Source organism: Novosphingobium endophyticum, from assembly GCF_014640675.1.
GTDB classification, from domain to species: domain Bacteria; phylum Pseudomonadota; class Alphaproteobacteria; order Sphingomonadales; family Sphingomonadaceae; genus Novosphingobium; species Novosphingobium endophyticum.
Window position 1 is genome coordinate 47,122 of the sequence record NZ_BMHK01000002.1, and the last position, 24,273, is coordinate 71,394.

The following is a 24,273-nucleotide window of genomic DNA, read 5'->3' on the forward strand; positions in this document are numbered from 1 at the left end:
GGCGGCTTAACCGCGGTTCGCTTCCACCAGCGAGCCCAGCGCTACCTTCAAGGGGCCGAGCCACGGTTCGAACGGCTTCCATTGCTCCACGCCCGAGGTATTGAGCGGCCGGCGCACCTGTTCGGAGCTGGCGGTGCGCACTGCCCGTTCGGTCTTGTGGAATTCGAGGCAGGCCTGCTCGAACGGCAGTTCGAGATAATCGAGCATCCGGCGGACCTGTCCCTCGAGGTCCGCCAGCACGTCTTCGTGTCGCACCCGCAGGATGCGGCCTTGCGGAAGCACTTCGTCCCAATGGTCCATCAGGTCGACATAGTCGCTGTAATAGCGGCCGATCTCCGTCAGGCCATAAGTGAACTGCTGTCCGTCCGCGAAGAGCTGCTTGAAGCCCGAGAAGCAGCAATCCATCGGCGCGCGGCGGGCATCGATGATCTTCGCGTTCGGCAGGATCAGGTGGATCAGGCCGATATGCCGGAAGTTGTTCGGCATCTTGTCGATGAAGAACGGCGCTCCCCGGCGATGGATGCGCGTGTTTTCAATGTAGGCCTCGCCCATTTCGCGCAGTTGCTCGGCGGTCAGTTCATGTAGCACGGCGGGATAGCGATCCCGCCCGCGCCCCTTGAGCTGCTGCGCCAGCGCCAGGATATCGGGCAGTTCCAGCGTCCCGTCGACCTGGCTGTGCGAGGCGAGTATCTGCTCCAGCAGCGTGGATCCCGCACGCGGCAGGCCCAGAATGAAGATCGGGTCGGGCGCCGCGCAGCCGTGCCCCCCGTGCCGCTCGAACAGTTCGGCCGTGCAGGTTAGGGACTGGGCGCGCAGTTCCTCCGTCATCTGGTCGGCGCTATAGCGAAGCTGCTGGCGCTTCAGGGCATTACCCGCGTCATAGAAGCTGAACGATTCGGCATATTCGCGGCGGTCCTCATGCGCCTTGCCGAGCGCGAAATTGAGGTGGACCCGGTCCATCAGGCGCAGATCGTTGCGGTCAAGCTGATCGCGCATCGCCGCCACTTCGCCGTCCTCGAAACGATATGTCTTGAGGTTGGCGAGCGCGTAATAGGCATCGCCCTGACCGGGCCGGGCAGCGGTGGCCGCGCGATAGGAAGCAACCGCCTCCTGCTGCCTGCCGAACGTCTTGAGCGCATGGCCGCGCGAGGTCAGCGTCGCGGGATCCTCCGGCAGTCTGGCCAGGATCGTGTCGAACAGCTCCAGCGCCTTGTCATAGTCGCCGGTCTGCATGCTTTCGATTGCCAGATGCGACTGGAACAGCGGGTTTTCCGGATCGCGATCATAGAGGCCTTGCGCCTGTTCCCGCGCCGCGGCGAACTTCTGCCGCTTGCGCAGGACCTGTATGTAGTCGAGCCGAAGCTGGATGTTGTCCGGCTCAAAGCCGACCGCGCTTTCCAGCAGGAACTCGGCATCGTCGAGCACGCCCAGCCTGCTGCCGATGTCGGCAAGGAGGCGCATCGCTTCGACATGGTGGGGATGCTCGTGCAGAAAGCGGCGGCACAGTTCCTCGGCCCGCAGGACACGCCCTTCGTGAATATGGTTGAGGACTGCTACCAGCGCCCTGGGCAGTCCGGCGAGCCGCTCGGCCTGGGCGATGCAGGCCTGAGCCTCGGCCTGTCGCCCTGACCGGGCCAGCAATTGCGTCTGATGGGTCCAGCTTGCCTCCAGCGAGGGGTTGAATTCGCAGGCCCTGCGATAGGCTGAGATGGCCTCGGCAATATTGCCGGTGTCGCGGGCCAAATGCCCCGCTTCCTGCCAGCCGCGCCCATATTCCGGCGCTGCCTCGCGCAAGCGAAGGACGAAATTGCGGGCAAGATCAAACTGGCTGGCGAAACGTGCCGCGACGGCCGCGATGTAGAGCGCTTCGTTGTTTGCGGGATCGCGGGCCAGTATCGCTTCGCACGAGCTTATCGCGCGATCGTAAGCCCGATTGCGCAGTGCCTCCTTGGCATCTTCCAACAGGCTTTCGTCGGTTTGCACTGCTGCTGCGCGGCTCACTTTGCATTCCCCTATGCCGTAGCGGGAGGCAGCCGCCATGGGCTGCCTCCCCTTCTACGGGTCGGGCGCGCCAGTTCAATACTGGAAGGAGACGCGCATCCCGATCGTCCGCGGACGGTTCACGACCACGCGGGGCCGATCGTAGTAGAAGTCGCCGCTGATCTGGGCGCGCTCATCGCTCAGGTTGTCACCGTAGATTTCGAAGGTCCAGTTGTCCTTCGCGACACCGGCGGCAAGGCCGAAGGTCGTATAGCCATCCAGCTTCAGCCTGTTGATGTCGATGATGTCGGTGAACTTGGACGATGAATGCACCATCTGCGGCATGACGTGCGCGGTCAGGCCCGGAGCGGCTTCCCACTCATAGCGCGCCCGCAGGTTGCCCTGGAAGGTCGGCGCATAGGCAAGGTCGCGTCCTACCTGCACGTCGTCGGTCGGCGTGAGGACCTTCGTGATCTTGGTGTCAAGCAGCGAGAACGCACCGGACACCGTCAACCCCGGAACCGCATAGGGGGCGAAAGTGACCTCTCCCTCAATACCCTTGATCCAGGCGTCAGCCGCGTTGTCCGAGAAGAACAGGTTGGTGATGCTGGGATCGAAGATCGTGGTCTGCAGCCTGGAGATATCGACGTAGAACGCGCTGCCGTTGAAGATCAGCTGGTTTTCGAACAGCTTGGTCTTCCAGCCGATTTCGTAGTTGCGGACATCGTCGGTATCAAGCGCGAAGGGCACCGTATAGCCGCCGGGACCCTGCGCACCGCCCGGACGGTTCAGCAGGCCGGGACGGAAGCCTTCCGAATACGTGGCGTAGAACATGATGTTGTCGGTCGGCCTGACGCTGACGGTGCCTTTGAAGATCACACCCTTGGCCTTCGCCTTGTCCGGCGCGTTGAGGGCCGCGACGATACGGTCCGGCGTGGTCGCATCGACGCCGTCAAGCGTGTAGGTGGTCGGCGCACCGCAGCTGGCGTGGTCGGTGTATTGACCGTCGCCGTTGTAGAGGTCGCTGATGTCGGTGCCGAAGCTGTCGGTGTCGGTACCGTTGGGGCCGGACAGGTTACAGAACGAGCTGTTGGCGCTGCCTGCCAGATCGACCTCGACGTTGTAGTAGCGCGCACCGAAGGTGGCCGTCACCACGTCCGGCACAATGTCGAAGCTCGCTTCGCCGAACACGCCGAACTGCCTGTCGGTGCGCTTCACGTCGTTGCGGAAGATGACGCCGGCCGGGAACGGGCCGGGATCGGACGTGTAGCCCGTCATGAACGGGAAGTTGGGCGCGAAGCCGACCACGCCCGGGCTGAAGCCCTGCACGAACTGCGATCCGGGATAGTGGAAGTCGTTGCGCTCCTTAAGCACCTGGTCGCTGAAGAAGCCGCCCGCCGTGACCCGGAAGCGGCTTTCCGCGGGAGTGTTGAAGCGCAGTTCCTGCGTGAAGCTGGTGAAATCGGAGTCCGATTTCACGAACAGGTTCGGTGCCTGGCAGGTTCCCGAGGGACCGCCCGCGCCGGGGTAGGAAACCGAGCCGTCGCAAATGTAGTACGGCAGGTACTGGCCGACGAAGAGATAGTCGGAATAGTCCACCCGCTGGCGGGTTTCGCGATCCGTATAGGCGCCGGTGTAGACCAGTTCGAGCGCGCCGAGGCGGCCTTCGACGGTCCACGCCGTGTTGCTGAAGTTGTCCTCCATCTTGTCGGCTTCGAAGCGCTGGATTTCGAGGTCGCCCAGCGTCGGATCCTCGAAGAAGACGCCGTCGGTTTCGAGGCCCTGGCGGGTGTGCGCCACCTTGATCGACCAGTCGGGCGTGATCTCCCACAGCGCGGTGGCGCGAAAGCCGCTGTACTGGGCGTCGTTGAAATTCTTTTCAACAAGGCCGGCGTTGTTCGCCTGGATGAAGTTGACGCCCGAAAGGTCCGCCCCGGACTGGAAGCCCGCGCGAACCGGACCGACGACGGTACCATTGTAGCGCACGGTATCGGCGGAACGGAAACGCGCACTTTCCGACGCGTCGCGCGTACCGGCCACGTTGTCGATGTAGCCGCCCTGGTGGTCAAGGTAGACAACGCCGCGAACCGCCAGATTGCTGGTGACCGGCACGTTGACGACGGCCGTTGCGTTGGCGCTCATGTCGCCGCTCTTGGTGAAGGCGACGCCGGCTTTGACGTTGCCTTCGAATACGCCCAGCTTGGGTTCATTGGTAATCAGGCGGATAACGCCCGCCTGGCTGCTGGCGCCGAACAGCGTTCCCTGCGGACCCGACAGGACTTCGATACGCGCCAGGTCGGCGGCATAGACGTCGAGATTGCGGCCCGGCTGCGAAAGCGGCTGCTCGTCCAGGTACATCGCAACGTTGGGCGCAAGACCCGCCACGCCGGCCGTGGTCAGGTTGGGCGTCGTCGATGCGAGGCCGCGGATATAGATCGTGTTCTGACCCGGTCCGCCACCGCCAGCAGTGACGTTGGGCATCTGCGTAATGTAGTCCGAGGCGTTGGCGACGCCCAGTTGCGCCAGAGCTTCCTCGCCCATGGCCTGCACCGAGATCGGCACCTTCTGAAGGCTCTCGCTGCGTTTCGTGGCGGTGACCACGATTTCAGCGATACCACCACCGGCCTGGGGCGAAGCGCGACCTTCGGATTCGGTTGCGTTCTGCGCTATGGCAGAAAAGGATATTGTATTTGAAACCGCGATGATCGCGATTGATGAAGCGGCGTTAAGTAGTTTGCTCATGCTTCCCCCGATAGATAAAGTTACGACCTGCCCTCTCAGGAACACTTTTATTATTTTGCTCTTGATCGGAGTGCGAACCGGTGAACCTCGTCAGCACCATCGGGCGATAGTGCGCACACTCGAAAACAAATCAATGCGCAAAACCCTCGCAATCCCCCAAAAAAGAAAGTTTATCGCATTCATAACGTGATCTTATCGAGGCGCCGATGTATCCCGAGCGTGCGCCATGATACTCAGGCGCACCTGACATTTCATGCCGCAGAGTGGCGTTTGTCCGTTGCTCGGCCGACGACGACATCAGGCAGCATTCACCCCTGCGAGCGAGCGCCACAACCAGGAAGCGAAGCTGCGCCAGACGTCGATCTGGAAACGGGTTTCGGTTTCGCGCACGAGGAGGATCTCGACCCCTTCGAATACCGTGCGCGTCGCCCGGCCGGGCTGCATCCTGTCCAGATCGAGCGGACAGCCGGCCATGATGGCCCGCGCCGCACCGGCCCCCTCGACGACGATGCCCACCGCGCGCGCGCTTACGTCAACGATGCTTACCGGTCCGCCTTCGCCCGAAGGCAAGGCATCTTGCGCCGGCAGCAGAGCGTAGAATTCGTCCGGACCCAACCGCGCGATACCGCCGCTGCAAGCGCCGATCGCATCGGGCAGTTCGCGCCCGATGAGCGCGGCAAGCGCGGCAGGGTCGCGGGCGCGCAGCGAATAGCGGCCCATTTCCGGCGCAGCCGAAAGCGTGGCGCCTTCAAGCGTGACGGTCCCGCCGGGAAGCGGAGAGGCGCGATGCAGACTGTCAGCCATTCAGACGGCTCCCTTCCGGATCGAAAAAGATGGTGCCGGTCACCACCGCACGGTGCGTCGTGCCGGGCATGGGGATGTGCAGGGTTTCGCCCATGCGTTCATGCCCACCAGCGACCAGCGCCATCGCGATCGAGCGGCCGAGCGAGGCGCTCCAGTAGGATGACGTCACGTGTCCGAGCATCGTCATGGGCACGGCCTGCGAAGGATCGGCCACGATCTGCGCCCCTTCATCCAGCACCACGTCGGGATCCTCGGTCAGCAGGCCGACCAGGTGCTTGCGGCCGGGAGCGACGATGTCCGGCCGCGAGAGCGAGCGCTTGCCGACGAAATCGGGCTTCTTCTTGCCGATCGCCCAGTCGATCCCGGCGTCCATCGGCGTCACCGTGCCGTCGGTGTCCTGGCCGACGATGATATAACCCTTCTCCGCACGCAGCACGTGCATCGTCTCGGTGCCGTAGGGCGTGATGCCATGGGGCCGGCCGGCTTCGAACACGCGTTCCCATATGGCCCGGCCGTACTGCGCGGGCACATTGATCTCGAAGCCCAGCTCACCGGTAAAGCTCACGCGGAACAGGCGGGTCGGCACGCCGCAGATATGACCAAGTCTCACGGCCATGTGCGGAAACGCCTCGGCGGAGAGATCGATGTCGTCGACCAGCGGGGCGATCACGTCGCGCGCGCGCGGACCCTGCAAGGCGATCACGGACCACTGCTCGGTCGTGCTGGTCAGCCAGACGTCGAGGTCCGGCCACTCGGTCTGGAGATAGTCCTCCATCATGTTCAGCACGCGCGCTGCGCCGCCGGTGGTGGTCGTCACGTGGAACCGATCGTCGGTAATGCGGCCGGCCACGCCATCGTCGGTGATGAACCCGTCTTCCTTCAGCAGCAGGCCATAGCGGCACCGCCCCGGCTGCAACTGCTTCCACGGGTTCGTATACATGCGGTTGAGGAATTCGGCCGCATCGGGGCCGACAACCTCGATCTTGCCCAGCGTGGAGGCATCGAAAATTCCCACCCCCTCGCGCACGGCAAGGCATTCGCGGTTGACCGCGGCGTGCATGTCTTCGCTGCCGCGCGGGAAATAGCGCGCGCGGCGCCACTGCGCGACGGGCTCGTAGACGGCGCCGTTCTCCTCGGCCCAGCCGTCGATCGCGGTCTTGCGCGTCGGCTGGAACAGGGCGTCCTTGGCCCGTCCGGCAAGCGCCCCGAACGTCTGCGGCGTATAGGGCGGACGGAAGGTGGTAAGGCCAACCTCCGTCACCGCGCGGCCCAGGGCGGTGGAAGCGAGCTGCAGACCGTTCAGGTTGGACGTCTTGCCCTGATCGGTCGCCATTCCGTTGGTGGTGTAGCGCTTGACGTGCTCGATCGACCTGAAGCCCTCGCGCACCGCCAGGCCGATGTCCTTGGCGGTCACGTCGTTCTGGAAATCGACGAAGGCCTTGATCCGGGTCGGGTCCCTGGGTGTGGGCAGGGCCGGGACGACCACGCCCGAACCGAAGTCCCACTTGCCGGCGCAGGCGCCGACGCACCGCACGTTCTCGTTGGGCTTGTCCGGCACATAGGCGCCGAGGTCGTCGCGCCAGGCAATGGTGCCCTTGCTGTGCGACCAGAGATGGATGGTCGGCGTCCAGCCGCCCGCCATCAGCAGCGCATCGCAGGCGATCTTGCGGCGGTTGCCGCCGTCGTTTGCGGCCACCTCGATGCCCGAAACGGCATGCCGGCCGCTTACGCCGATCACGCTCGATCCGAGATGGACGGTGATGCCGAGCTGCGCCGCAGAATCGAGCAGGGCCTGGTCCACGGTGCCGCGCACATCGACGATAGCGGCAACACTCATGCCCGCCTTCGCCATCGCAAACACATCGCGCCAGCCGCTGTCATGGCTCGCCATCAGCACGACCTTGCGGCCCACCGCGACGCCATAGCGCAGCAGCCAGGCGCGCGCCGCCGAGGCCAGCATCACACCGGGCGTGTCGTTGCCTTCGAACACCAGCGGACGTTCGATCGCACCTTGCGCCAGCACGACTTCGCCCGCGCGGATACGCCACAGCTTTTCGCGCGGGCCGTCGCCGATATCGGCGCGATGCTCTGTCAGCCGCTCCACCGCGCCCACGAAGTTGTCGTGATAGAACCCAAAGGCAGTGCAGCGCGTCAGGATCTGCACGTTCGGGGCCGCCCGCAGATCCCGCACGCTGGCTTCCAGCCATGGATTCAGCGCGGGATCGGAAAGCGCGCCGCCGCCCAGTTCGTTCTGTTCGTCGATCAGGATCACCCGCTTGCGGGTGCCGGTTGCCTCCAGCGCGGCGTCAATGCCCGCCGGGCCGGCGCCGACAATCAGCAGATCGCAATGCGCGTAAGTCGCGGCGTAGCGATCGGGGTCGATTTCGGTCGGTGCGTCGCCCAGGCCCGCCACGCGGCGGATCGCGGGTTCATAGACCTTTTCCCAGAAAGAACGCGGCCACATGAAGGTCTTGTTGTAGAAGCCCGCCGGGAAGAACATGCCGAGCCGATCGGTGATCGATCCGACATCCGTCTTCAGCGAAGGCCAGCGATTCTGGCTGACCGCCTCCAGCCCCTCGTAGATCTCCACCGAGGTCGCGCGCACGTTGGGGGTAAAGCGTCCGGGGCCGCGGATGACCGAAACCAGCGCGTTGGGCTCTTCCACGCCGGCGCCCAGCACACCGCGCGGGCGGTGATACTTGAACGAGCGGCCGAACAGCGTCACGCCCTGCGCCAGCAGCGCGGAGGCCAGCGTATCGCCGGCATAGCCCTGATAGCTCTCGCCATCGAAGCTGAAGCGCACCGGCTGCGAGCGGTCCGGGCGCCCCGCGCCCTCCATCCGGTATCCGCTCATCGACGGGGCTCTCCGGCCTTGTAGGTGGTTTCGAACTTGTCGGTCACCGTATCGCGCACCGCATTGAAAAAGCGCCCGCAGCCATGGATGTGGCGCCAGCGTTCATGATGCCGGCCGCGAGGATTGGAACGGATGAAGAGGTGGCCTTCCCATTCCTCGTCGTTCAGCGTCGAAGGATCGTGAGGCCGCGCGATATGCGCTTCTCCACCATAGGCGAATTCGATTTCGGGACGCTTCTCGTCGCAATAGGGGCAGTGAATCAAAAGCATTTCAGTGCGCCACCGCTGCTGCCGCCGCTTCGTCGATCAGTCTTCCGTTGCGGAAGCGATCGAGATTGAAGGGCGCGTTGATGGGATGGGGCTCGTCCCTGGCGATCGTGTAGGCAAGCAGGTCCGCCGCGCCGGGCGTGGCCTTGAAGCCACCGGTGCCCCAGCCGCAATTGACGTAAAGGCCGGGAACCGGCGTCTTGCCGAGGATCGGTGAACGGTCGGGCGTCACGTCGACGACGCCGCCCCAGCTCCTGAGCATGCGCATGCGGCGGAAGATCGGGAAGATCTCGCAGATCGCCGCCACCGTGTGCTCGATGATATGCAGGGCGCCGCGCTGCGAATAGCTGACGTACTGGTCCGTGCCGGCGCCGATCACCAGTTCGCCCTTGTCGGACTGGCTCATGTAGGCATGAACCGTGTTCGACATGACGACGCAGGGGAAGACCGGCTTGATCGGCTCGGAAACCAGCGCCTGCAGGGGATAGCTTTCGAGCGGGAACTGCAGTCCCGCCATCTGCATGATGACCGAGCTGTTGCCGGCGGCCGAAACGCCCACCTTGGGGGCGGCGATGAAACCGCGTTCCGTCTCGACGCCTTCGATCGCGCCGCTTGGACCACGGCGGATGCCGGTGACGGCGCAGTTCTGGATGATGTCCACGCCCAGCGCCGCTGCCGCGCGGGCATACCCCCAGGCGACGGTGTCATGCCGTGCCGTGCCGCCGCGCCGCTGCAAGGCGGCGCCCAGTACCGGGTAGCGCGCCCCCGGATCGATGCTGAGCGGCGGGCAATAGGCCTTGGCCTCTTCGGGCGTCAGCCATTCGTTGTCCACGCCGTTCAGGCGATTGGCGTGGATGTGCCGCTTGAAGCTCTGAACATCATGCACGTTGTGCGCCAGCATCATCACGCCGCGCTTGGAATACATGGTGTTATAGTTGAGTTCCTGGCTCAGCCCGTCCCACAGCTTCACCGCGTGATCGTAAAGATGGGCGCTCTCGTCGTAGAGATAGTTCGAGCGGATGATCGTGGTGTTGCGGCCGGTGTTGCCGCCGCCCAGCCAGCCCTTCTCGATCACCGCGACGTTGCGGATGCCGTACTTCTTCGCCAGGTAATAGGCAGCGCCAAGCCCATGGCCGCCGCCACCGACGATGATCGCGTCATAGAACGGCTTCGGCCGGGCATCGGGCCACTGCTCCGGCCAGGACTTGTGCCCGCCCAGGGCCTTGGCGAAGAGATTGAACGCGTTGAAACGGGTCATGCGGCGTGCTCCGCTCGCGAATAGGCCAGCAGTACGGTCGCACCTTCGCGGCTGCCCGAAACATGTTCGGTGCCCGCCGCACGCACGACGTAGTCGCCCGCGCCGTAACTCGCATCGTCGTCGTAGAATTCCCCGTCGAGGACGTAGACCTGTTCCACTTCGGCGTGGCTATGCACACCGGCGAAGGCTCCGGGCTCGATCTTCATCAGCCAGGTCCGCACGCCCGCGTCCTCATCCTCCAGCAGGGGCTGGATCAGAAAACCGGGCGTGCCGCATTCCCGCCACTCCCGGCCGGTCCGCAGCACGGCCGAACCGTCTGAGGGTAGCGGCAACGCACCCCTTCCCGTGTTCGCGAAGAGTTCGGTCATGCAACCCGCATCCGTTCCAGCGCGGCCTTGCCATGCTCGACGTAAAAGTCCTTGAAGTGGCCGCAGAGTTTTTCTTCGACCGCGTAAGGCCCCTGACGATAGCCGTCCGTCGCGATGCCCCTGTGGTTGATCGACGAGAAGTAGCTGTCCTGCTTGTTGGTGGCGCGCCACAGGCCCGCGATATGCTCCGGGTCGTAGTCCACGCCTTCCACCGCATCCTCGTGGACGAGCCAGCTCGTGCGCAGCAGCGTCTTGTCCGGCCCGATCGGGGTGAGCGAGAACGTCACCACATGATCGCAGCAGAAGTGGTGCCAGCTGTTGGGCTCGGTCCAGACCGAAAGACTGGAAGTCTCGGGCTCCTTGAACGGGCCGATCAGCTTCTTGCATGCCAGCTTGCCGTCGACCGACTGTGTGAGCGCGCCATTGGCGAGGGGAAGGCGGGCGACACGGTGCCACCAGTCGCCGGGAAACTCGATGAGGTCATGATAGATGCCCAGGCTCTTCCACTCGTCCCGCTTGGCATGAAGCATGGCGTCGAAGACGTCGTCCTCAACGAGATCCTCTTCGCCGTCCTCGGGCAGGCCCTTGCCGAAGCCGTAGGTGCCCAGGATCTTGATCAGCTCGGGATGGCCGGCGCCGCAATGGTAGCACTCGCGGTTATTTTCCATAACCAGCTTCCAGTTGGCGTCTTCGATCAGGTTGTCCTGCACCGCGACCTTGCAGCGTTCGAGGTCATAGACCGCGATCTGTTCGCCGATGTCCTTCTTCACCCGGTCGATCGGCGGCGGGTTGTCGTTCATGCAGATGAACAGCAGTCCGCCGATGTTCTCCAGGGCCACGGGGACCAGTCCATGGTCCGCCTTGCTGAAGCCCGCCACCATCCCGCGCGCCACGATCAGCGAGCCGTCGAGACCATAAGTCCACTGATGATAGGGACAGGTCAGGCGCGACGAATGGCCGCTGTTGTTCTGACAGATCCGCGCACCGCGATGGCGGCAGCTGTTGTAGAAGGCGCGGACCTGCATGTCCTTTCCGCGCACGACGATGATCGAGTTGTTGGCGACTTCGAACAGGAAGAAATCGCCCGGCTTCTTCACATGCGCAACCGTGCCGGCATAGAGCCAGACCGACTTGAGCATCACCTGGGTATCGAACTCGAAAGCCTCCTGACTGACATAGAGATCCCGAGGGAGAGTCAGGCCGGGACGGTTCTGGGAAAGCAATGCCGATATGGACTCAAAGCGTGACATTGGTCAGCTCCTGAGGGCTTGGTTGTCCGGATCGAAGGGCGAATCGGCAATGACGGTCGCCCTGTGCCGCTTGCCGAGGATTGCGATTTCAAGTTCGGTGCCCGGCGCCGCGTGTTCGGGGCCGACCATCGCCAGCGCGAGGCTCTTGCCCACGCGCCAGCCGTAACCGCCCGAGGTGACGCGGCCGACGACCTTGTCGCCAAGGTAGATGACTTCGGAACCGCGCGCGTCGGCATCGGTGACGTCGTGGACTTCCATCGTCACGAACGCATTGGATACGCCCCGTTCCCGCCAGGCAAGCAGGGCATCGCGGCCCTGGAACGTCGGCTTCTTCATGCTGACGAAACGGTCGAGGCCGCTCTCGAAGGCCGAGTATTCGACCGAGAGTTCACGCGGGATCAGCTTGTAGCTCTTTTCGAGCCGCATCGAATCCATGGCGCGGATACCGAAGGGCTTGATGTCGAATTCGGCGCCCGCCGCCATCAGCTTGTCGAAGATGTAGTTCTGCATCTCGATCGGGTGATGGATTTCCCAGCCCAGCTCTCCGATGAAGTTGACGCGCAAGGCATCGACCGGAGCGGCGCCGATGCTGATCTTCTGACCGGTCAGCCAGGGGAACGCCTCGTTCGAAAGATTGGCGCCGGTCACCTTGGCCAGCACATCGCGCGAACGCGGTCCGGCCAGCACCAGCACGCCCATCGCGGTGGTCAGCCGTTCAAAGCTGACCGAGCCGTCACCGGGCAGCGCCTTTCTCAGGTAATCGTGGTCGTGCCGCTCGAAAGCGCCCGCCGAAACGAGATAGTAGCGCTGCGGAGCGACCTTGTAGACGGTAAACTCGCTCCGCACCCCGCCCTTCGCCGTCAGCAGGTAGGAGAGCGAAACGCGGCCGACCTTCTTGGGAATGGCGTTGGTGAGCAGCGTATCGAGCCATGCTTCCGCGCCGGGGCCGGAGATTTCACACTTGGCGAAGGCGCTCATGTCCTGCAGGCCGACCTTTTCGCTCACGTGGCGGCATTCGTTGCCTACGTGCTCGAAATAGTTCGAACGCCGGAAGGACCACTTCTCGCGGATCGGCTCACCCTCGACGGCCGGGTGGTTGTGGTTGAGGATGACCTCGGGCTTGTCGAGATCGGCATCGGTCAGTTCGTAGCCTTCCGGCGCGAACCAGTTCGGACGCTCCCAACCGAAGACGCTGCCGAATACGGCGCCCAGCTTTTTCATGCGGTCATAGCACGGGGTCTGCCGCAGCGGGCGGGCGGCTTCGCGCTCCTCGTCGGGATAGTGGACGGTGAAGACCTTGGCATAGGCCTCCTCGTTCTTCTCGATCAGATAGCCACGGCTGGCGTAATCGCCGAAGCGGCGCGGATCGACACCCATCATGTCAATCGAGGGCTCGCCCTCGACGATCCAGTGTGCAAGCTGCCACCCGGCGCCGCCGGCGGCGGTGATCCCGAAGCTGTGGCCTTCGTTGAGCCAGAAGTTCTTCAGGTTCCAGGCAGGACCGACGATGGGCGACCCGTCGGGCGTATAGGCGATTGCGCCGTTGTAGACTTTCTTGAGGCCGACCTCCGCAAAGGCGGGGACTCGCTCGATCGCGGAAATGATATAGGGCTCGAGCCTATCGAGCGCGTCCGGGAACAGCTCGTACTCGGCGTTGTCGGCGGGACCGTCGAGATAGCAGGCCGGGGCGCCGACTTCGTAGGGGCCGAGCAGCAGGCCCCCGGCTTCCTCACGCATGTACCAGGACGCATCCGATTCGCGCAGCACGCCCATCTCGGGCAGGCCCTTCGCGCGCCGCTCCAGGATGTCCGGATGCGGCTCGGTGACGATGTACTGGTGCTCGACCGGAACCACGGGAATGTCGAGCCCGACCATCGCGCCGGTCTGGCGGGCGAAGTTGCCCGAGGCCGATACGACGTGCTCGCAGGTGATGTCGCCCTTGTCGGTGGAGACGACCCATTCGCCGTTCGGCTTCTGGGCGATACCGGTGACGACGGTGTTGCGATGGATCTTCGCGCCGCGCATGCGGGCGCCCTTGGCCAGCGCCTGGGTCAGGTCGGCGGGCTGGATATAGCCGTCGGCCGGGTGCTGGATCGCGCCGATGATACCCTCGGTCTGGCACAGCGGCCAGACTTCCTTCACCTGCTCGGGCGTGAGGAAATCGACATCCACGCCGATGGTTTGGGCGACGCCCGCGTAATAGAGGTATTCGTCCATGCGGTCAGGGCTGGTCGCAAGACGAATGTTGGTGACGTTGGAGAAGCCGACATTGAGTTCGGTTTCTTCCTCCAGCGAAGGATAGAGTTCTACCGAATACTGGTGCAGCTTGCCGACCGAGTAGCTCATGTTGAACAGCGGCAGAAGTCCTGCCGCGTGCCAGGTCGAACCAGACGTCAGCTCGTGGCGTTCAAGCAGCACGGCATCCGACCAACCCATCTTGGCCAGATGGTAGAGCGTGCTGACGCCGACGACGCCACCCCCGATTACCACCACTCGTGCGGTTGACTGCATTTCATTCTCCAAGCGCGTTCTCGCACCGGATATGCCAGTCTGCTCGGCCTCTCCGCAATGACGAGTAAAAGAATTACAATGTCTAATGTGACGTGCAAACGCGGGTTTATGCCGAGATGCTCAAACCCGGCACGGTGCACGTTCCGCCCCGAAGGCAAGGCGCCGTTGAATACGGCGCGACCCGGTACGCTACGTCCGCGATGACGGCAGGAAACGCCTCGCTACTCGGCGGCTTCGGTCGCCGTCTCCTCCGTCGCGCCCTGGAGCGCCTCGGCCGGCGGGCGGCGTTCGTCGAGCATGGCGGCCGCCTCGTCGAGCGCGCGCGCCTCGCCCACGGTCACACCGCCGGGGCCGGGTTCGGAATCGCCCTTGCCGCACGCGGACAGCGCCAGCACGGCGAGCAGCAGACACGGCGTTCTCATGCGATGAATCCTGACGACATGGAACCTCAGCCCTCGATGATCCGCGTTTCGGGATGGTGCTTGTCGAGGTGCTTGCGGATGATCCTGAGATTGCGGGTGTTGGAACGGAAGACGAAGTCGAACGCGTCGCCCACCAAGGGGATCGCGCCGAGCGCGGTATCGACGCCGACGTTGGCCGTCATGCGCGCGATCTGCCACTTCGACATGCCCAGGTTGCGCGCTTCCCAGACGAGATACATGCCAAGGGCGGCGGCGATGAGGTCGCCCACGACCGGCACCAGACCGACAATCGCGTCGAGCCCGACCTTGCGGCCGATGCCCGGAACCTCGAAGGCGCGCTCAAGGACCTGTTCCAGTGCTTCGATGCGCCGGCGCACAGACGACGGATCAGAGCCGAACGGCAGATCGGCATCCATGCGCCGCGCGGAATTTCGTCCAGTCACCAAAGCCCTGCCTCTCTCTCCACACCGCCAAAAATGCTCTCTGTCATTTGGGCAGCCAGGCAAGCGGCATCAAGGGGTGCCAGCCCCAGCCGTTGACGGCGAAGCCATCGACACTGCCGCGCACCAGCGACCAACGGACGGGCGAGCCGAAGGGAATGAAGACGTTTGCCGAAGTCAGCTCGGCCTCGGCTTCGGTCAGCAGCGCCGCGCGCTCCTGCGGCGTCCCGGCGGTCGCTGCCTCCGCCACCAGGGCATCAGCCTGCTTCGAGCACAGCCCGCGCTTCAAGCCGCAGGACAGGCGATTGAGATACCAGACGGCGCTGGGATAACGAGCGACATCGTCCATCAGCGCCAGGTCCGCATCGGCAAATTCGTCCACCCGTTCGAGACTCGCGCCGATCGTGGCGAGGTCGGAAGCGAGATTGTCGAAGAGAATCGTCGATCCCTCGCCTTCGGGAAGCCAGACCCTCAGCACGAGGCCCCCCGGCGCGGCAGGAGCCCTGGTGGCCGCGTCACCGTCCTTTTGCTCGTCTCTCCCAGAGGCGGATCGCCACTGCCGCACGCGCGCGGCGGCAACTTCCCGCCGCTGATCGAGCGACTGTTCGCTCCAGCGCTCGCCGATCGTGCCGATATCCCCGTCGAGCGCCGGAGTGACGATCCGCGTGGTCGGATCCCAGCCGCCCAGGCCGAAGGGCGCGATGAGCTTGCCGCGGTCAATCGCCATCGCCAATGCCTCGCGATTGGCGGGATCGGCCAGAAAGCCCTTCTCGTTCATGACCAGCAATCCGAACAGGCCCACCACCGGATCGAGCTGGATCGTGCCGCGCAGGATCCCGACCGAGCGGGTGAGCGGGAAATCCTGGATCTGCCCTCCCAGGACGAGATCGGCCTGCCCCTCGTTGAAGCGCTCCACGGCCTGGGCTCCGCCGATCGCCAGCAGGTTGATCTGACGCGTCCGTTCATCCCAGTTCAGGATTTCGGGCAGGCCGAGTTCGGCCGGATTGATCGGCGTCAGGCGCGCCACGTTCCCCAGCTTGGTCATCGACATCGGCCCGGCCCCCTTCCCGTCCTCGAACAGACCCACTTCGGGCTGCGCGAGAAGCTGCAGGAGATAGGGCATGGGCCGTCCGAGGCGGATCTCGATCACGCGGCCGGCCATGACGCGCACTTCGTCGATCACCGACAGGTCGCGCCCCAGCGAGGTGCCGTTCAGCGATTTCAGCGCCGCGACGAGCGACGCCCTGGCTGATTCCGCCGTGATCGGATCGCCCGACGCCCAGTCGCCATCGCGCAGGCGGAAGATGTAGCTGCGGCCATCGTCGGTCACGATCCAGCGGTCGGCAAGGGCGGGGATGACGCGGCCCTTCTCGTCGAAGGCGACAAGCCCCTCCGCCCTGGCGGCCCTGGTGAGCTGGCCCGCGACACTCAGGCGAATGCCCGATTCAAACGGATCGGACGTGTCGCCGATAACGGCGACATTGAGCGCGGCATCGTCGAACGAATCGCACCCGGCGAGACTGAGCGCGACCAGAGTGGCAAGGACCCGGAAGGCTTTACGCGCAGCGAGCATGAATGCCGGAGTAGCCGATTTGCGGCGTACCGCAATGCGCTAACGAAAATTTCCGCCCGAAGGCCTCTCAGATCTTGCGCAGGCCGCCGCCGGTCATGGGGCGCCGATGTCCGCGCGCGTGTCGCGGCGTCGCATTCTCGCCGGAACCTATCGGCACGCGGGCAAGCTTGGGATCGATGTCGTCGCGAAAGGCAACGCCGAAGCGACTGTCCTGAACCCAGGCGACCGAACCGTCCACCCAGCCGACATTGCGGATGTTCACGGAGACAAAGGCGCCGGGCACGACCCGCACCACGCCTTCGCCCATCATGCCGCGGGCAGACAGGTTGCGCACCTTGATGCGATGTTCGCCCTCGATGCCATCGACGCGCAAATCGGCCAGGAGAAACAGGCTGTCGCGCGCGATCTGCCGATTGTCACCTTTGATCATGAGCTCCATCCGGCGTTTCGAATTGCGCAGGCGATCATCCGCACGCGCTCGCGAATATAACTGCTGGCGAAGGCTATGCACCAGTGGCAAACAAAAGGTTACCAACCTGGTAACCCGGCGGCGTTTCGCAGCACCGTGCCAATATGGGTCAGTCGTCGCGGGAAACCTTTTCGCGCCGTTCGTGCGCTTCCTGTGCTTCCACCGTCATCGTCGCGATCGGGCGCGCCTCGAGCCGGCCGAGGCCGATCGGTTCGCCGGTCACTTCGCAGAACCCGTATTCGCCTTCCTCGATGCGGCGCAGCGCGGAATCGATCTTGGCGATCAGCTTGCGCTGGCGGTCGCGCGTGCGCAGTTCGATCCCCCAGTCAGTCTCGCTCGAAGCCCGGTCGTTGAGATCGGGTTCGCGAATCGGACCATCCTGCAACTGCTGAAGCGTTCCCGCGGCAGCTTCCAGGATCAGGCGTTTCCACGACAGCAGCAACTCGCGGAAATAATCCAGCTGCGCCTTGCACATGTAGGCTTCGCCTTTCTCGGCGACATAGGAACCTCCAAGCGCGCGCTTGGCCTTAGCCAGCACATCAATTTCGTCAGACAGGGCCATTACCATCCAGAGAATCTCCGCACGAATCCCCCCCGGACCTCCAACGCCCCGAGCGGCCCCGGACATTTCCGGCAACCATCTGACGATCCGCGGTTGGAGGGGCCTATAATTGCGAGGATTTCGCGGCACAAGCACATATGGCCCGCCAGTCCACAAAAATCCTGATCCAGTCTCGGCTTGAGCCATCTTTCGGACTGCGATCTGAAACTTTTACGCGCCGCGTTAACCATATGTTGACCACGCTGGCTCCAGCTTCCTCCGGTCGACCGCGGCTCCAGTCGGATCGCGAAGACTTGGGGGGTATCACGCAATGCAAACTGCCTGGACCAGGAAGAACCTGTTTATCGCCACCGCCGAGGCGGATATCGAAGCCGAAGACCTGCTGGTCGCCAACTGCCTTGCCGCTGCCGCGCAAGGCGACGTTTCGGCCTATTTCGACCTCGGCGTTACCTATTCCACGGGAAGCCACGGGGCCAGTTGCGATCTCATCGAGGCGCACAAGTGGTTCAACCTCGCCGCAGTCGGCGGGCATGAGGAAGCGTCGGTCTGCCGCGCCGAAGTGGCCGACGAGATGACCGCTCGCGAAATCGCCGAGGCCCAGCGCCGGGCGCGCGAATGGCTCGCCGCCGCGACCCGCCAGGCCGCCTGACGCGGTTAGCGACGACCCGCTAGGCCCTGCGGAAAGGCGTCCTCCCGCCCAGCCAGTTGCGATCCTGGGCGATCCCGGCGCGCTCGCGTTCGAGGAAGTCGGCGATGGCCTCGCGAAAACCGTCATGGACGATGTAGTGGGCCGAAACCGTGCGCACCGGTTCATAGCCGCGCGCCAGCTTGTGCCCGCCTTGCGCGCCCGCTTCCACGCGTGACAGGCCCAGCGCGATCGCCGCGTCGATCGCCTGATAATAGCACAGCTCGAAATGCAGGAACGGCTTGTCGATCCGCGCGCCCCAGTAACGCCCGTAAAGCGCCTCGCCGCCGATGAAGTTGAGCGCGCCGGCAATCGGTTCGCCGTCCATGAACGCGAGGACCAGCAGGATCCGCTCGGCCATTGTCTCCCCGAACAGGGAGAAGGCCTCGCGCGTCAGGTAGGGCCTGCCCCACTTGCGCGCGCCGGTGTCCTGATAGAAGCTCCAGAACGCATCCCAGTGCTCCTCGCGAATGTCGGCGCCGGTGAGGGCGCGAATCTCCACACCTTCCTGCGCTTTCGCCCGCTCCTTGCGGATGTCCTTGCGCTTGCGTGAGGACAGCGCGGCAAGGAAGGCGTCGAAGCTGTCATAACCCCGGTTTTCCCAGTGAAACTGGATATCCTCCCGCAGCATCCAGCCCGCCCTTTCGAACGCCGGCACCTGACCGGGCTCGATGAACGTCGCATGGGCGGAGGAAAACCCGTGGTCTCGGCACAGCGTTTCGGCGGCGCGCAGGAGCGGCAGCGCCAGTTCGGTGTGGCGCGTCAACAGGCGCGGGCCGGTCGCCGGCGTGAAGGGCGCCGCGATCTGGAGCTTGGGGTAGTATTCGCCGCCCGCCCGGTGCCAGGCGTCGGCCCAGGAATGGTCGAAGACGTATTCGCCATGGCTGTGCTGCTTAAGATAGCTCGGCACGGCCGCTGCCAGGCTTCCGTCCGGCGCGGCGATGGTGATCGGCACCGGTGTCCAGCCGCTGTGCCCGCCGACACTGCCCGAATCCTCCAGCGCCTTCAGGAAGGCATGGCAGACGAAAGGATTGCCGCCCGGAGTCAGGGCATCCCATTCCCCGGCCGGAATTTCGCCGATCGCGCCGTGGACCCTTGCCGTGAATTCGCCTTCGCTCACGCCTGCGCGCTGGCTCCTTTCGCTGCGGCCGGAGCGCCTTCGAAAATCGCCGCGTCGGCATGGGCCGAGGCCCGCTCACGATGTTCGGCCGATCGTACCGTCCATGTCGCGACCGGCAGGCCCCGGCGCCGCTGCGCCGCCGCGAAACCGCTCGGCAGATCGCGGATATCGTAAGCGAGAAAGTCGGGCCTTGCACGCCAGAGCGCAAGATGCCTGCGCACTTTTCCCGGAAGCGCCCTGTCCTCGCCTTCGGACACGACCAGGCCCCTGACGGTGTGCGGCGAATGCCTCGCGTACCAATGCGCCACGCGCGGATCGAAGCTCATGACCGCATGCGGTCCCGTGTATCCTTCAAGCACCCGGCGCACGGCCAGGCAGAGCGCGGCGGGGTGCTGCTCGCGGCGCGACTTGACCTCGATGAGCACGGGCGTCCGCCCCGCCACTGCGGTAAGAACCTGCCGCAGCGTCGGGATCGTCTCGCTTGAGCCGGCCAGCGGAATCGCGCCGAGCTGCGCCGCGCTGCGCCTGGCCACGGGGCCGGTCTCGCCGGTCAGCCGGTCGAGGTCCGTGTCGTGGAAGACCACCGGCTGCCCGTCGCTGGAACGCTGCACGTCCAGCTCGACCCCCAACCCCCGCGCCACCGCGCGCCGGAAGGCCGCCGGAGAATTCTCGGGCACTCCGGGGCCGTGGAGCCCGCGATGGGCATAGTCGTGCTCGCCGATCCACGCGACCCTGCGCGGGGCGGGCGGCGGCGAGAGCCAGCGATCAAGCAGGGCGAACGGCAACGACAGCGTCCACTTCGACGGCAGCGCCCAGCGGAAGCACCGGCACGCCGACCGCGCTGCGGGCATGCCTGCCCGCTTCGCCGAACACCGCCACCATCAGTTCGGAAGCGCCGTTGGCGACCTTGGGCTGATCGGTGAAGTCTCCGGTGGAATTGACGAAGGCTCCGAGCTTCACCACCCGCTCGACGCGGTCGAGCGAGCCGAGCGCGGCCTTGAGCTGCGCCAGGATCATCACGCCGCAGGCCTGTGCCGCCTCGACCCCCCGCTCGAGCGAAACGTCCTCGCCCAGCCGGCCGGTCGCAAGCTTGCCGTCGATGAAGGGAAGCTGGCCGGAAACGTGCGCGAAGCCGCCGGCTATCACCACCGGCACATATGCCGCCACCGGCGCGGCGGGCTCGGGAAGGACAAGGCCAAGCTGTTCCAGGCGTGCGTCTATTTCGCTCATTTTCTCAACGATCCTCTTGTGCGTATGCCAGTTGGTCCAGAAGCCAGGGCAGCGCGGCTTCCCATTCGTCAATGCGGGCGTGGGCGCAGCCGGCCTTGAGGGCGCAGGGAATGTGCGGCGCGAGCGCCGGTTCGGCGCAGAGATGCAACCGCACCACCTCGGGCGCGACTTCCGACACCGAATCGTGGTGATGGGCAAGGTCGTCGATGAAGACCGCACGGCACGGCGCATATTCCTCGATGATCGCCCTGAGCGCCGGCCCCTTCGGCCCCTGATTGGTGAAGACCCGCAAGTCTATGCCGTGCTCGGCAAGCTGCCGCGTACGCGCTTCCTTGCGGAAATCCATGAGGTTGGTGAGCACCACGACATCGGCATGCCGCGAAATCTCGCCGATCGCGGCGACCGCGCCTTCGACCGGAGTCTGGCGGTGCATCTGTCCGTCGAAGAACTTGCCCAGCAGCGTCCACATCTCCGCCGGCTCCAGCGGTTCCTCCGTCTGGAGACGGCGCATCGCGCTGCTGAAATCACCCCGGCTCAAGTCGAAGCTGACGCCTTCCTCCTCGGCCAGCCAGTCGCGAAAGTGCGTGGCCATGTAGAGCAGCACTTCGTCGCAGTCGGTGATGAGGAGCGGCCTGCTCATGCGCCCAGCCTTTCGCGTGTCCTCGCCAGCTTCTCCGGCTCCACGCCGAGCGCGTCGGCCGCGGCGAGCAGGTCCGGCTCATGCGCGCGCAGGAAATCGATGACCGCCGCGAGCGTGCCCGGCTCGCCGAGCGAGGCCCTGAGCGAATCGGGCGTGAGGCCGGTCAGGGCAAGGAACCGGGCGGCGCGATCGCCATCGCCCAGCACCCAGCCGAGCGCGTTCAGCGCGAGGGCATGAGGATCGGCGGCGGGACCGTCGGCTGGGGATGGCGGCTTTCCAAGAATTGTCAGTCTCGCTTGGCTGTCATAGAGCGGGCTCTGCACCCAAGATGGTAGTCAGGGCCTCGAATGGCAAAGCGAATCCTCGTTGTCGAGGACAACGACCTCAACCGGAAGCTCTTTTGCGACGTTCTCAGGAGCCAGGGCTTTGCCGTCGAGCCGGTGGCGGACGGGCTCGACGCGCTCGACCGCGCCCGTCAGTTCGTGCCCGGGCTGATCATCATGGACATCCAGCTTCCCAATGTCTCCGGCCTCGACCTGATCGAGGCGGCGAAGAACGATCCGGTGCTGCGCGCCATTCCCGTCCTTGCGGTTACCGCCTATGCCGGCAAGGGCGACGAGGAACGCATCCGCGAGGCCGGCGCCGAGGGCTATCTGGCCAAGCCGGTCTCCATCGGCCCGTTCATGCAGGCGGTAAGGGCGCTGCTGTGACGCCCTTCCCGTCATCCCGGCGAACGCCGGGACCGGTGGCGGTGTTTACACGCGGCCTCGCCGAGAACGCGCGCCGAGCGACCGCCACCGGTCCCGGATCAGGTCCGGGATGACGTTATGTTTGACGGCCATGCTTGACTTTGCCCCCCGGCGCCGCTTTTGCGCCGCATTTCCCGGCCAGAGAGCCGCCCGAACCTATCGGAGTTGACAAGACCATGGACCGCGAAGAGACATCGGCCCGGATCGCCGCCCTGATCGAACCCTTCAACAAGAAGGGCGCAGAGATCACCGATGCCACCCGCTTCACCGACGACCTCGAGTTCGACAGCCTGACCGTCATGGACTTCGTCGCCGCCATCGAGGACGAGTTCGACATCATCATCTCGATGAACCAGCAGGCCGAGATCGAAAACTACGGCCAGCTCGTCGACGCCGTGGTGAAGCTGCACGGCTGAACGAGGCGTCATCCCGGACTTGATCCGGGATGACGAGATAGACAATTTGCTTCAAGGAAGCAGGCCATGACCGACATGCTCAGCGACAACGCCACCCAGCCCCACACGGACCTGTTCAGCAAGTTCGATCCGCTCATCCAGATGCGCGAGAACCTGCTGGCTTCGGGCGTCGAGGATCCCTTCAACCTCGTCATGGAGCGCGTGATCTCGCCCACCGTGGCGATGTGCAACGGGCGCGAGACGATCCTGCTCGGCACCTACAACTATATGGGCATGACGTTCGATCCCGACGTGATCGAGGCGGGCAAGCAGGCGCTCGACGAGTTCGGCTCGGGCACCACCGGCAGCCGCGTGCTCAACGGGACCTATGTCGGTCACAAGGCCGTTGAGCAGGCTCTCTGTGACTTTTACGCCATGGATCACGCCATGGTGTTCTCGACCGGCTATCAGGCCAACCTCGGCATCATTTCCACCATCGCCGGCAAGGGCGACTACATCGTCCTCGACATCGACAGCCACGCCTCGATCTGGGACGGGTGTAAGATGGGCGACGCCGAAGTCGTGCCCTTCAAGCACAACGATATCGAGGCGATGGAAAAGCGCCTGCGCCGCATTCCGGCGGGCGCGGGCAAGCTCGTCGTGCTGGAGGGCGTCTACTCGATGCTGGGCGACATCGCCCCGCTCAAGGAGATGATCGCGGTCGCCAGAAGGTACGGCGCGATGGTGCTTGTGGACGAAGCACATTCGATGGGCTTCATCGGCCCCAATGGGCGCGGTGTCGCCGAGGAGCAGGGCTGCCTCGACGACGTGGATTTCGTGATCGGCACATTTTCCAAGTCGGTCGGCACCGTCGGCGGCTTCTGCGTCTCGAACCACCCCAAGTTCGAGATCATGCGCCTCGTCTGCCGCCCCTACGTCTTCACCGCCAGCCTGCCGCCAAGCGTGGTGGCGACCGCCGCCACCTCGATCCGCAAGCTGATGCACGCGGGCGACAAGCGCGCGCACCTCTGGGAAAATTCCCGCACCCTGCACAAGAGCCTGCGCGATGCCGGTTTCCAGATCGGCACCGAAACCCCGCAGAGCGCGATCATCTCGGTCATCATGCCCGACCTCGAGCGCGGCGCGGCGATGTGGGAAGCGCTGCTGAAGGAAGGGCTCTACGTCAATCTCGCCCGCCCGCCGGCCACGCCCGCGAACATGACGCTGCTGCGCTGCTCGCTGTGCGCCGAGCATTCGGCGGAACAGGTGCAGCAGATCATCGGCATGTTCACGCGCGCCGGGAACGCCGTGGGAATACTCTGACTCAACCGTCATCCCGGACTTGCTCCGGGATGACGGTTGAGTCAGCTCCCTTATGACGGGGCCTTGTGGTCCTCCACGAATTCGAGAAACGCCTTCATCCAGCGCGTGAGGAATTCCACCGCCTCGTCCCCAATCTCGCCATCGGGGGTGATCAGCGTGTCCTTCCAGCGCATGAAGGCCTCGGGCAGGCCGACGGTCGGCACGTCGAGACCGGCGAGCACGTTGCGCAAGTGCTGCTGCGCCATGGCCGTGCCGGAGAAGCCGGGAGAAACGCCGATGATCCCCGCCGGCTTGCCCGTCCAGCAGCTTTTCCCGTAAGGCCGCGAGCCGTGATCGATGGCGTTCTTGAGGACGCCGGGGATCGAACGGTTGTATTCGGGGGTAACGAAGAGCACGCCGTCCGATCCCGAGACGAGGGCCTTCAGTGCCTTTGCCGCCTGCGGCTGATCGTCGTCCTCGTCCTGGTTGTAGAGCGGCAGTGCGGCGATGTCCGCGAAAGTGAATTCATGGTCCTGCGCCACGGGTAGGCGAATCAACGCCCGGGCCAGCCGCCGGTTGTAGGATTCGGCGCGAAGGCTGCCGACGAGGACGGCGATCTTGAACGACATGCTGAGCTCCCTCTTGCGAGAATA

General features: G+C 64.8%; 24 protein-coding genes. 4 read left to right on the forward strand and 20 right to left on the reverse strand.

The annotated features are described in order from the left end of the window. Positions 1-6: 6 nt before the first annotated feature. From IEX32_RS01670 to dksA, 14 genes are all read right to left on the reverse strand, one after another. On the reverse strand, positions 7-1,983 hold the full coding sequence (locus IEX32_RS01670; RefSeq protein ID WP_444543970.1) for a sulfotransferase family protein: 1,977 nt from the start codon (positions 1,981-1,983) through the stop codon (positions 7-9). A gap of 93 nt (positions 1,984-2,076) precedes the next feature. After that, the gene (locus IEX32_RS01675) at positions 2,077-4,722 is read right to left on the reverse strand and encodes a TonB-dependent receptor (RefSeq protein ID WP_188767683.1); all 2,646 of its coding nucleotides are present in this window, start codon (positions 4,720-4,722) and stop codon (positions 2,077-2,079) included. 297 nt (positions 4,723-5,019) lie between these two features. Beyond that, positions 5,020-5,526 (reverse strand): sarcosine oxidase subunit gamma, encoded by a 507-nt coding sequence (locus tag IEX32_RS01680; RefSeq protein ID WP_188767685.1) that lies wholly within the window; start codon positions 5,524-5,526, stop codon positions 5,020-5,022. Further along, positions 5,519-8,380, reverse strand: a complete 2,862-nt coding sequence (locus IEX32_RS01685; RefSeq protein ID WP_188767687.1) for a 2Fe-2S iron-sulfur cluster-binding protein — start codon at positions 8,378-8,380, stop codon at positions 5,519-5,521. Before IEX32_RS01685 ends, IEX32_RS01680 begins: the two co-directional genes overlap by 8 nt. Next, positions 8,377-8,649, reverse strand: a complete 273-nt coding sequence (locus tag IEX32_RS01690; RefSeq protein ID WP_188767689.1) for a sarcosine oxidase subunit delta — start codon at positions 8,647-8,649, stop codon at positions 8,377-8,379. The genes IEX32_RS01685 and IEX32_RS01690 overlap by 4 nt, the downstream gene beginning before the upstream one ends. Position 8,650: 1 nt before the next feature. Beyond that, positions 8,651-9,904: a sarcosine oxidase subunit beta family protein gene (locus IEX32_RS01695; protein WP_188767690.1), complete on the reverse strand. Its 1,254-nt coding sequence runs from the start codon at positions 9,902-9,904 to the stop codon at positions 8,651-8,653. Further along, positions 9,901-10,272 carry a cupin domain-containing protein gene (locus IEX32_RS01700; protein ID WP_188767692.1) on the reverse strand — a complete coding sequence of 124 codons (372 nt, stop codon included), beginning with the start codon at positions 10,270-10,272 and terminating at the stop codon, positions 9,901-9,903. Before IEX32_RS01700 ends, IEX32_RS01695 begins: the two co-directional genes overlap by 4 nt. Continuing rightward, complete coding sequence (locus IEX32_RS01705) at positions 10,269-11,522, reverse strand: aromatic ring-hydroxylating oxygenase subunit alpha (protein ID WP_188767694.1); 1,254 nt, start codon at positions 11,520-11,522, stop codon at positions 10,269-10,271. Before IEX32_RS01705 ends, IEX32_RS01700 begins: the two co-directional genes overlap by 4 nt. Positions 11,523-11,525: 3 nt before the next feature. Then, complete coding sequence (locus IEX32_RS01710; protein ID WP_188767696.1) at positions 11,526-14,033, reverse strand: GcvT family protein; 2,508 nt, start codon at positions 14,031-14,033, stop codon at positions 11,526-11,528. A 221-nt stretch (positions 14,034-14,254) separates the two neighbouring features. Then, positions 14,255-14,455, reverse strand: coding sequence for a hypothetical protein (locus IEX32_RS01715; protein WP_188767698.1), 201 nt, complete (start codon positions 14,453-14,455; stop codon positions 14,255-14,257). A 26-nt stretch (positions 14,456-14,481) separates the two neighbouring features. Beyond that, a complete protein-coding gene (locus IEX32_RS01720; RefSeq protein WP_188768144.1) occupies positions 14,482-14,871 on the reverse strand; it encodes a DUF4112 domain-containing protein in 390 nt (129 codons plus the stop codon). A gap of 70 nt (positions 14,872-14,941) precedes the next feature. Beyond that, entirely contained in the window at positions 14,942-16,468 is a 1,527-nt protein-coding gene (locus IEX32_RS01725; RefSeq protein ID WP_188767700.1) for an ABC transporter substrate-binding protein, read from the reverse strand. Between the two features lie 67 nt (positions 16,469-16,535). Continuing rightward, on the reverse strand, positions 16,536-16,898 hold the full coding sequence (locus tag IEX32_RS01730; RefSeq protein WP_188767704.1) for a PilZ domain-containing protein: 363 nt from the start codon (positions 16,896-16,898) through the stop codon (positions 16,536-16,538). A 148-nt stretch (positions 16,899-17,046) separates the two neighbouring features. Then, positions 17,047-17,505 (reverse strand): RNA polymerase-binding protein DksA, encoded by a 459-nt coding sequence (dksA, locus tag IEX32_RS01735; protein WP_188767712.1) that lies wholly within the window; start codon positions 17,503-17,505, stop codon positions 17,047-17,049. A 304-nt stretch (positions 17,506-17,809) separates the two neighbouring features. Here dksA and IEX32_RS01740 point away from each other — a divergent pair, with 304 nt between their 5' ends. Then, positions 17,810-18,148: an SEL1-like repeat protein gene (locus IEX32_RS01740; protein ID WP_188767713.1), complete on the forward strand. Its 339-nt coding sequence runs from the start codon at positions 17,810-17,812 to the stop codon at positions 18,146-18,148. A gap of 19 nt (positions 18,149-18,167) precedes the next feature. Here the strand turns inward: IEX32_RS01740 and IEX32_RS01745 are convergent, their stop codons facing one another. Genes IEX32_RS01745 through IEX32_RS01765 form a run of 5 tightly spaced genes read right to left on the reverse strand, consistent with a single transcriptional unit; the run spans position 18,168 to position 21,497 of the window. Next, positions 18,168-19,304, reverse strand: a complete 1,137-nt coding sequence (locus IEX32_RS01745) for a GNAT family N-acetyltransferase (RefSeq protein ID WP_188767714.1) — start codon at positions 19,302-19,304, stop codon at positions 18,168-18,170. Continuing rightward, positions 19,301-20,089, reverse strand: a complete 789-nt coding sequence (locus IEX32_RS01750; RefSeq protein WP_188767715.1) for a glycerophosphodiester phosphodiesterase family protein — start codon at positions 20,087-20,089, stop codon at positions 19,301-19,303. The genes IEX32_RS01745 and IEX32_RS01750 overlap by 4 nt, the downstream gene beginning before the upstream one ends. Beyond that, positions 20,070-20,534: a RidA family protein gene (locus IEX32_RS01755; protein WP_188767716.1), complete on the reverse strand. Its 465-nt coding sequence runs from the start codon at positions 20,532-20,534 to the stop codon at positions 20,070-20,072. Before IEX32_RS01755 ends, IEX32_RS01750 begins: the two co-directional genes overlap by 20 nt. A 4-nt stretch (positions 20,535-20,538) precedes the next feature. Continuing rightward, positions 20,539-21,174: an HAD family hydrolase gene (locus IEX32_RS01760; RefSeq protein ID WP_188767717.1), complete on the reverse strand. Its 636-nt coding sequence runs from the start codon at positions 21,172-21,174 to the stop codon at positions 20,539-20,541. Beyond that, complete coding sequence (locus IEX32_RS01765; RefSeq protein WP_308421014.1) at positions 21,171-21,497, reverse strand: DUF3572 domain-containing protein; 327 nt, start codon at positions 21,495-21,497, stop codon at positions 21,171-21,173. Before IEX32_RS01765 ends, IEX32_RS01760 begins: the two co-directional genes overlap by 4 nt. Positions 21,498-21,521: 24 nt before the next feature. Between IEX32_RS01765 and IEX32_RS01770 the strand changes: the two genes are divergently transcribed. The 3 genes from IEX32_RS01770 to spt all read left to right on the forward strand — a co-directional run bounded on the left by IEX32_RS01770 (position 21,522) and on the right by spt (position 23,641). Then, positions 21,522-21,884, forward strand: a complete 363-nt coding sequence (locus IEX32_RS01770) for a response regulator (protein WP_188767718.1) — start codon at positions 21,522-21,524, stop codon at positions 21,882-21,884. 215 nt (positions 21,885-22,099) lie between these two features. Then, entirely contained in the window at positions 22,100-22,339 is a 240-nt protein-coding gene (locus tag IEX32_RS01775) for an acyl carrier protein (protein WP_188767720.1), read from the forward strand. A 66-nt stretch (positions 22,340-22,405) separates the two neighbouring features. Continuing rightward, positions 22,406-23,641 carry a serine palmitoyltransferase gene (spt, locus tag IEX32_RS01780; RefSeq protein WP_188767721.1) on the forward strand — a complete coding sequence of 412 codons (1,236 nt, stop codon included), beginning with the start codon at positions 22,406-22,408 and terminating at the stop codon, positions 23,639-23,641. 50 nt (positions 23,642-23,691) lie between these two features. Here spt and IEX32_RS01785 read toward each other — a convergent pair whose 3' ends face one another. Beyond that, the gene (locus tag IEX32_RS01785) at positions 23,692-24,249 is read right to left on the reverse strand and encodes an NADPH-dependent FMN reductase (protein WP_188767723.1); all 558 of its coding nucleotides are present in this window, start codon (positions 24,247-24,249) and stop codon (positions 23,692-23,694) included. Between the last annotated feature and the right edge of the window lie 24 nt (positions 24,250-24,273).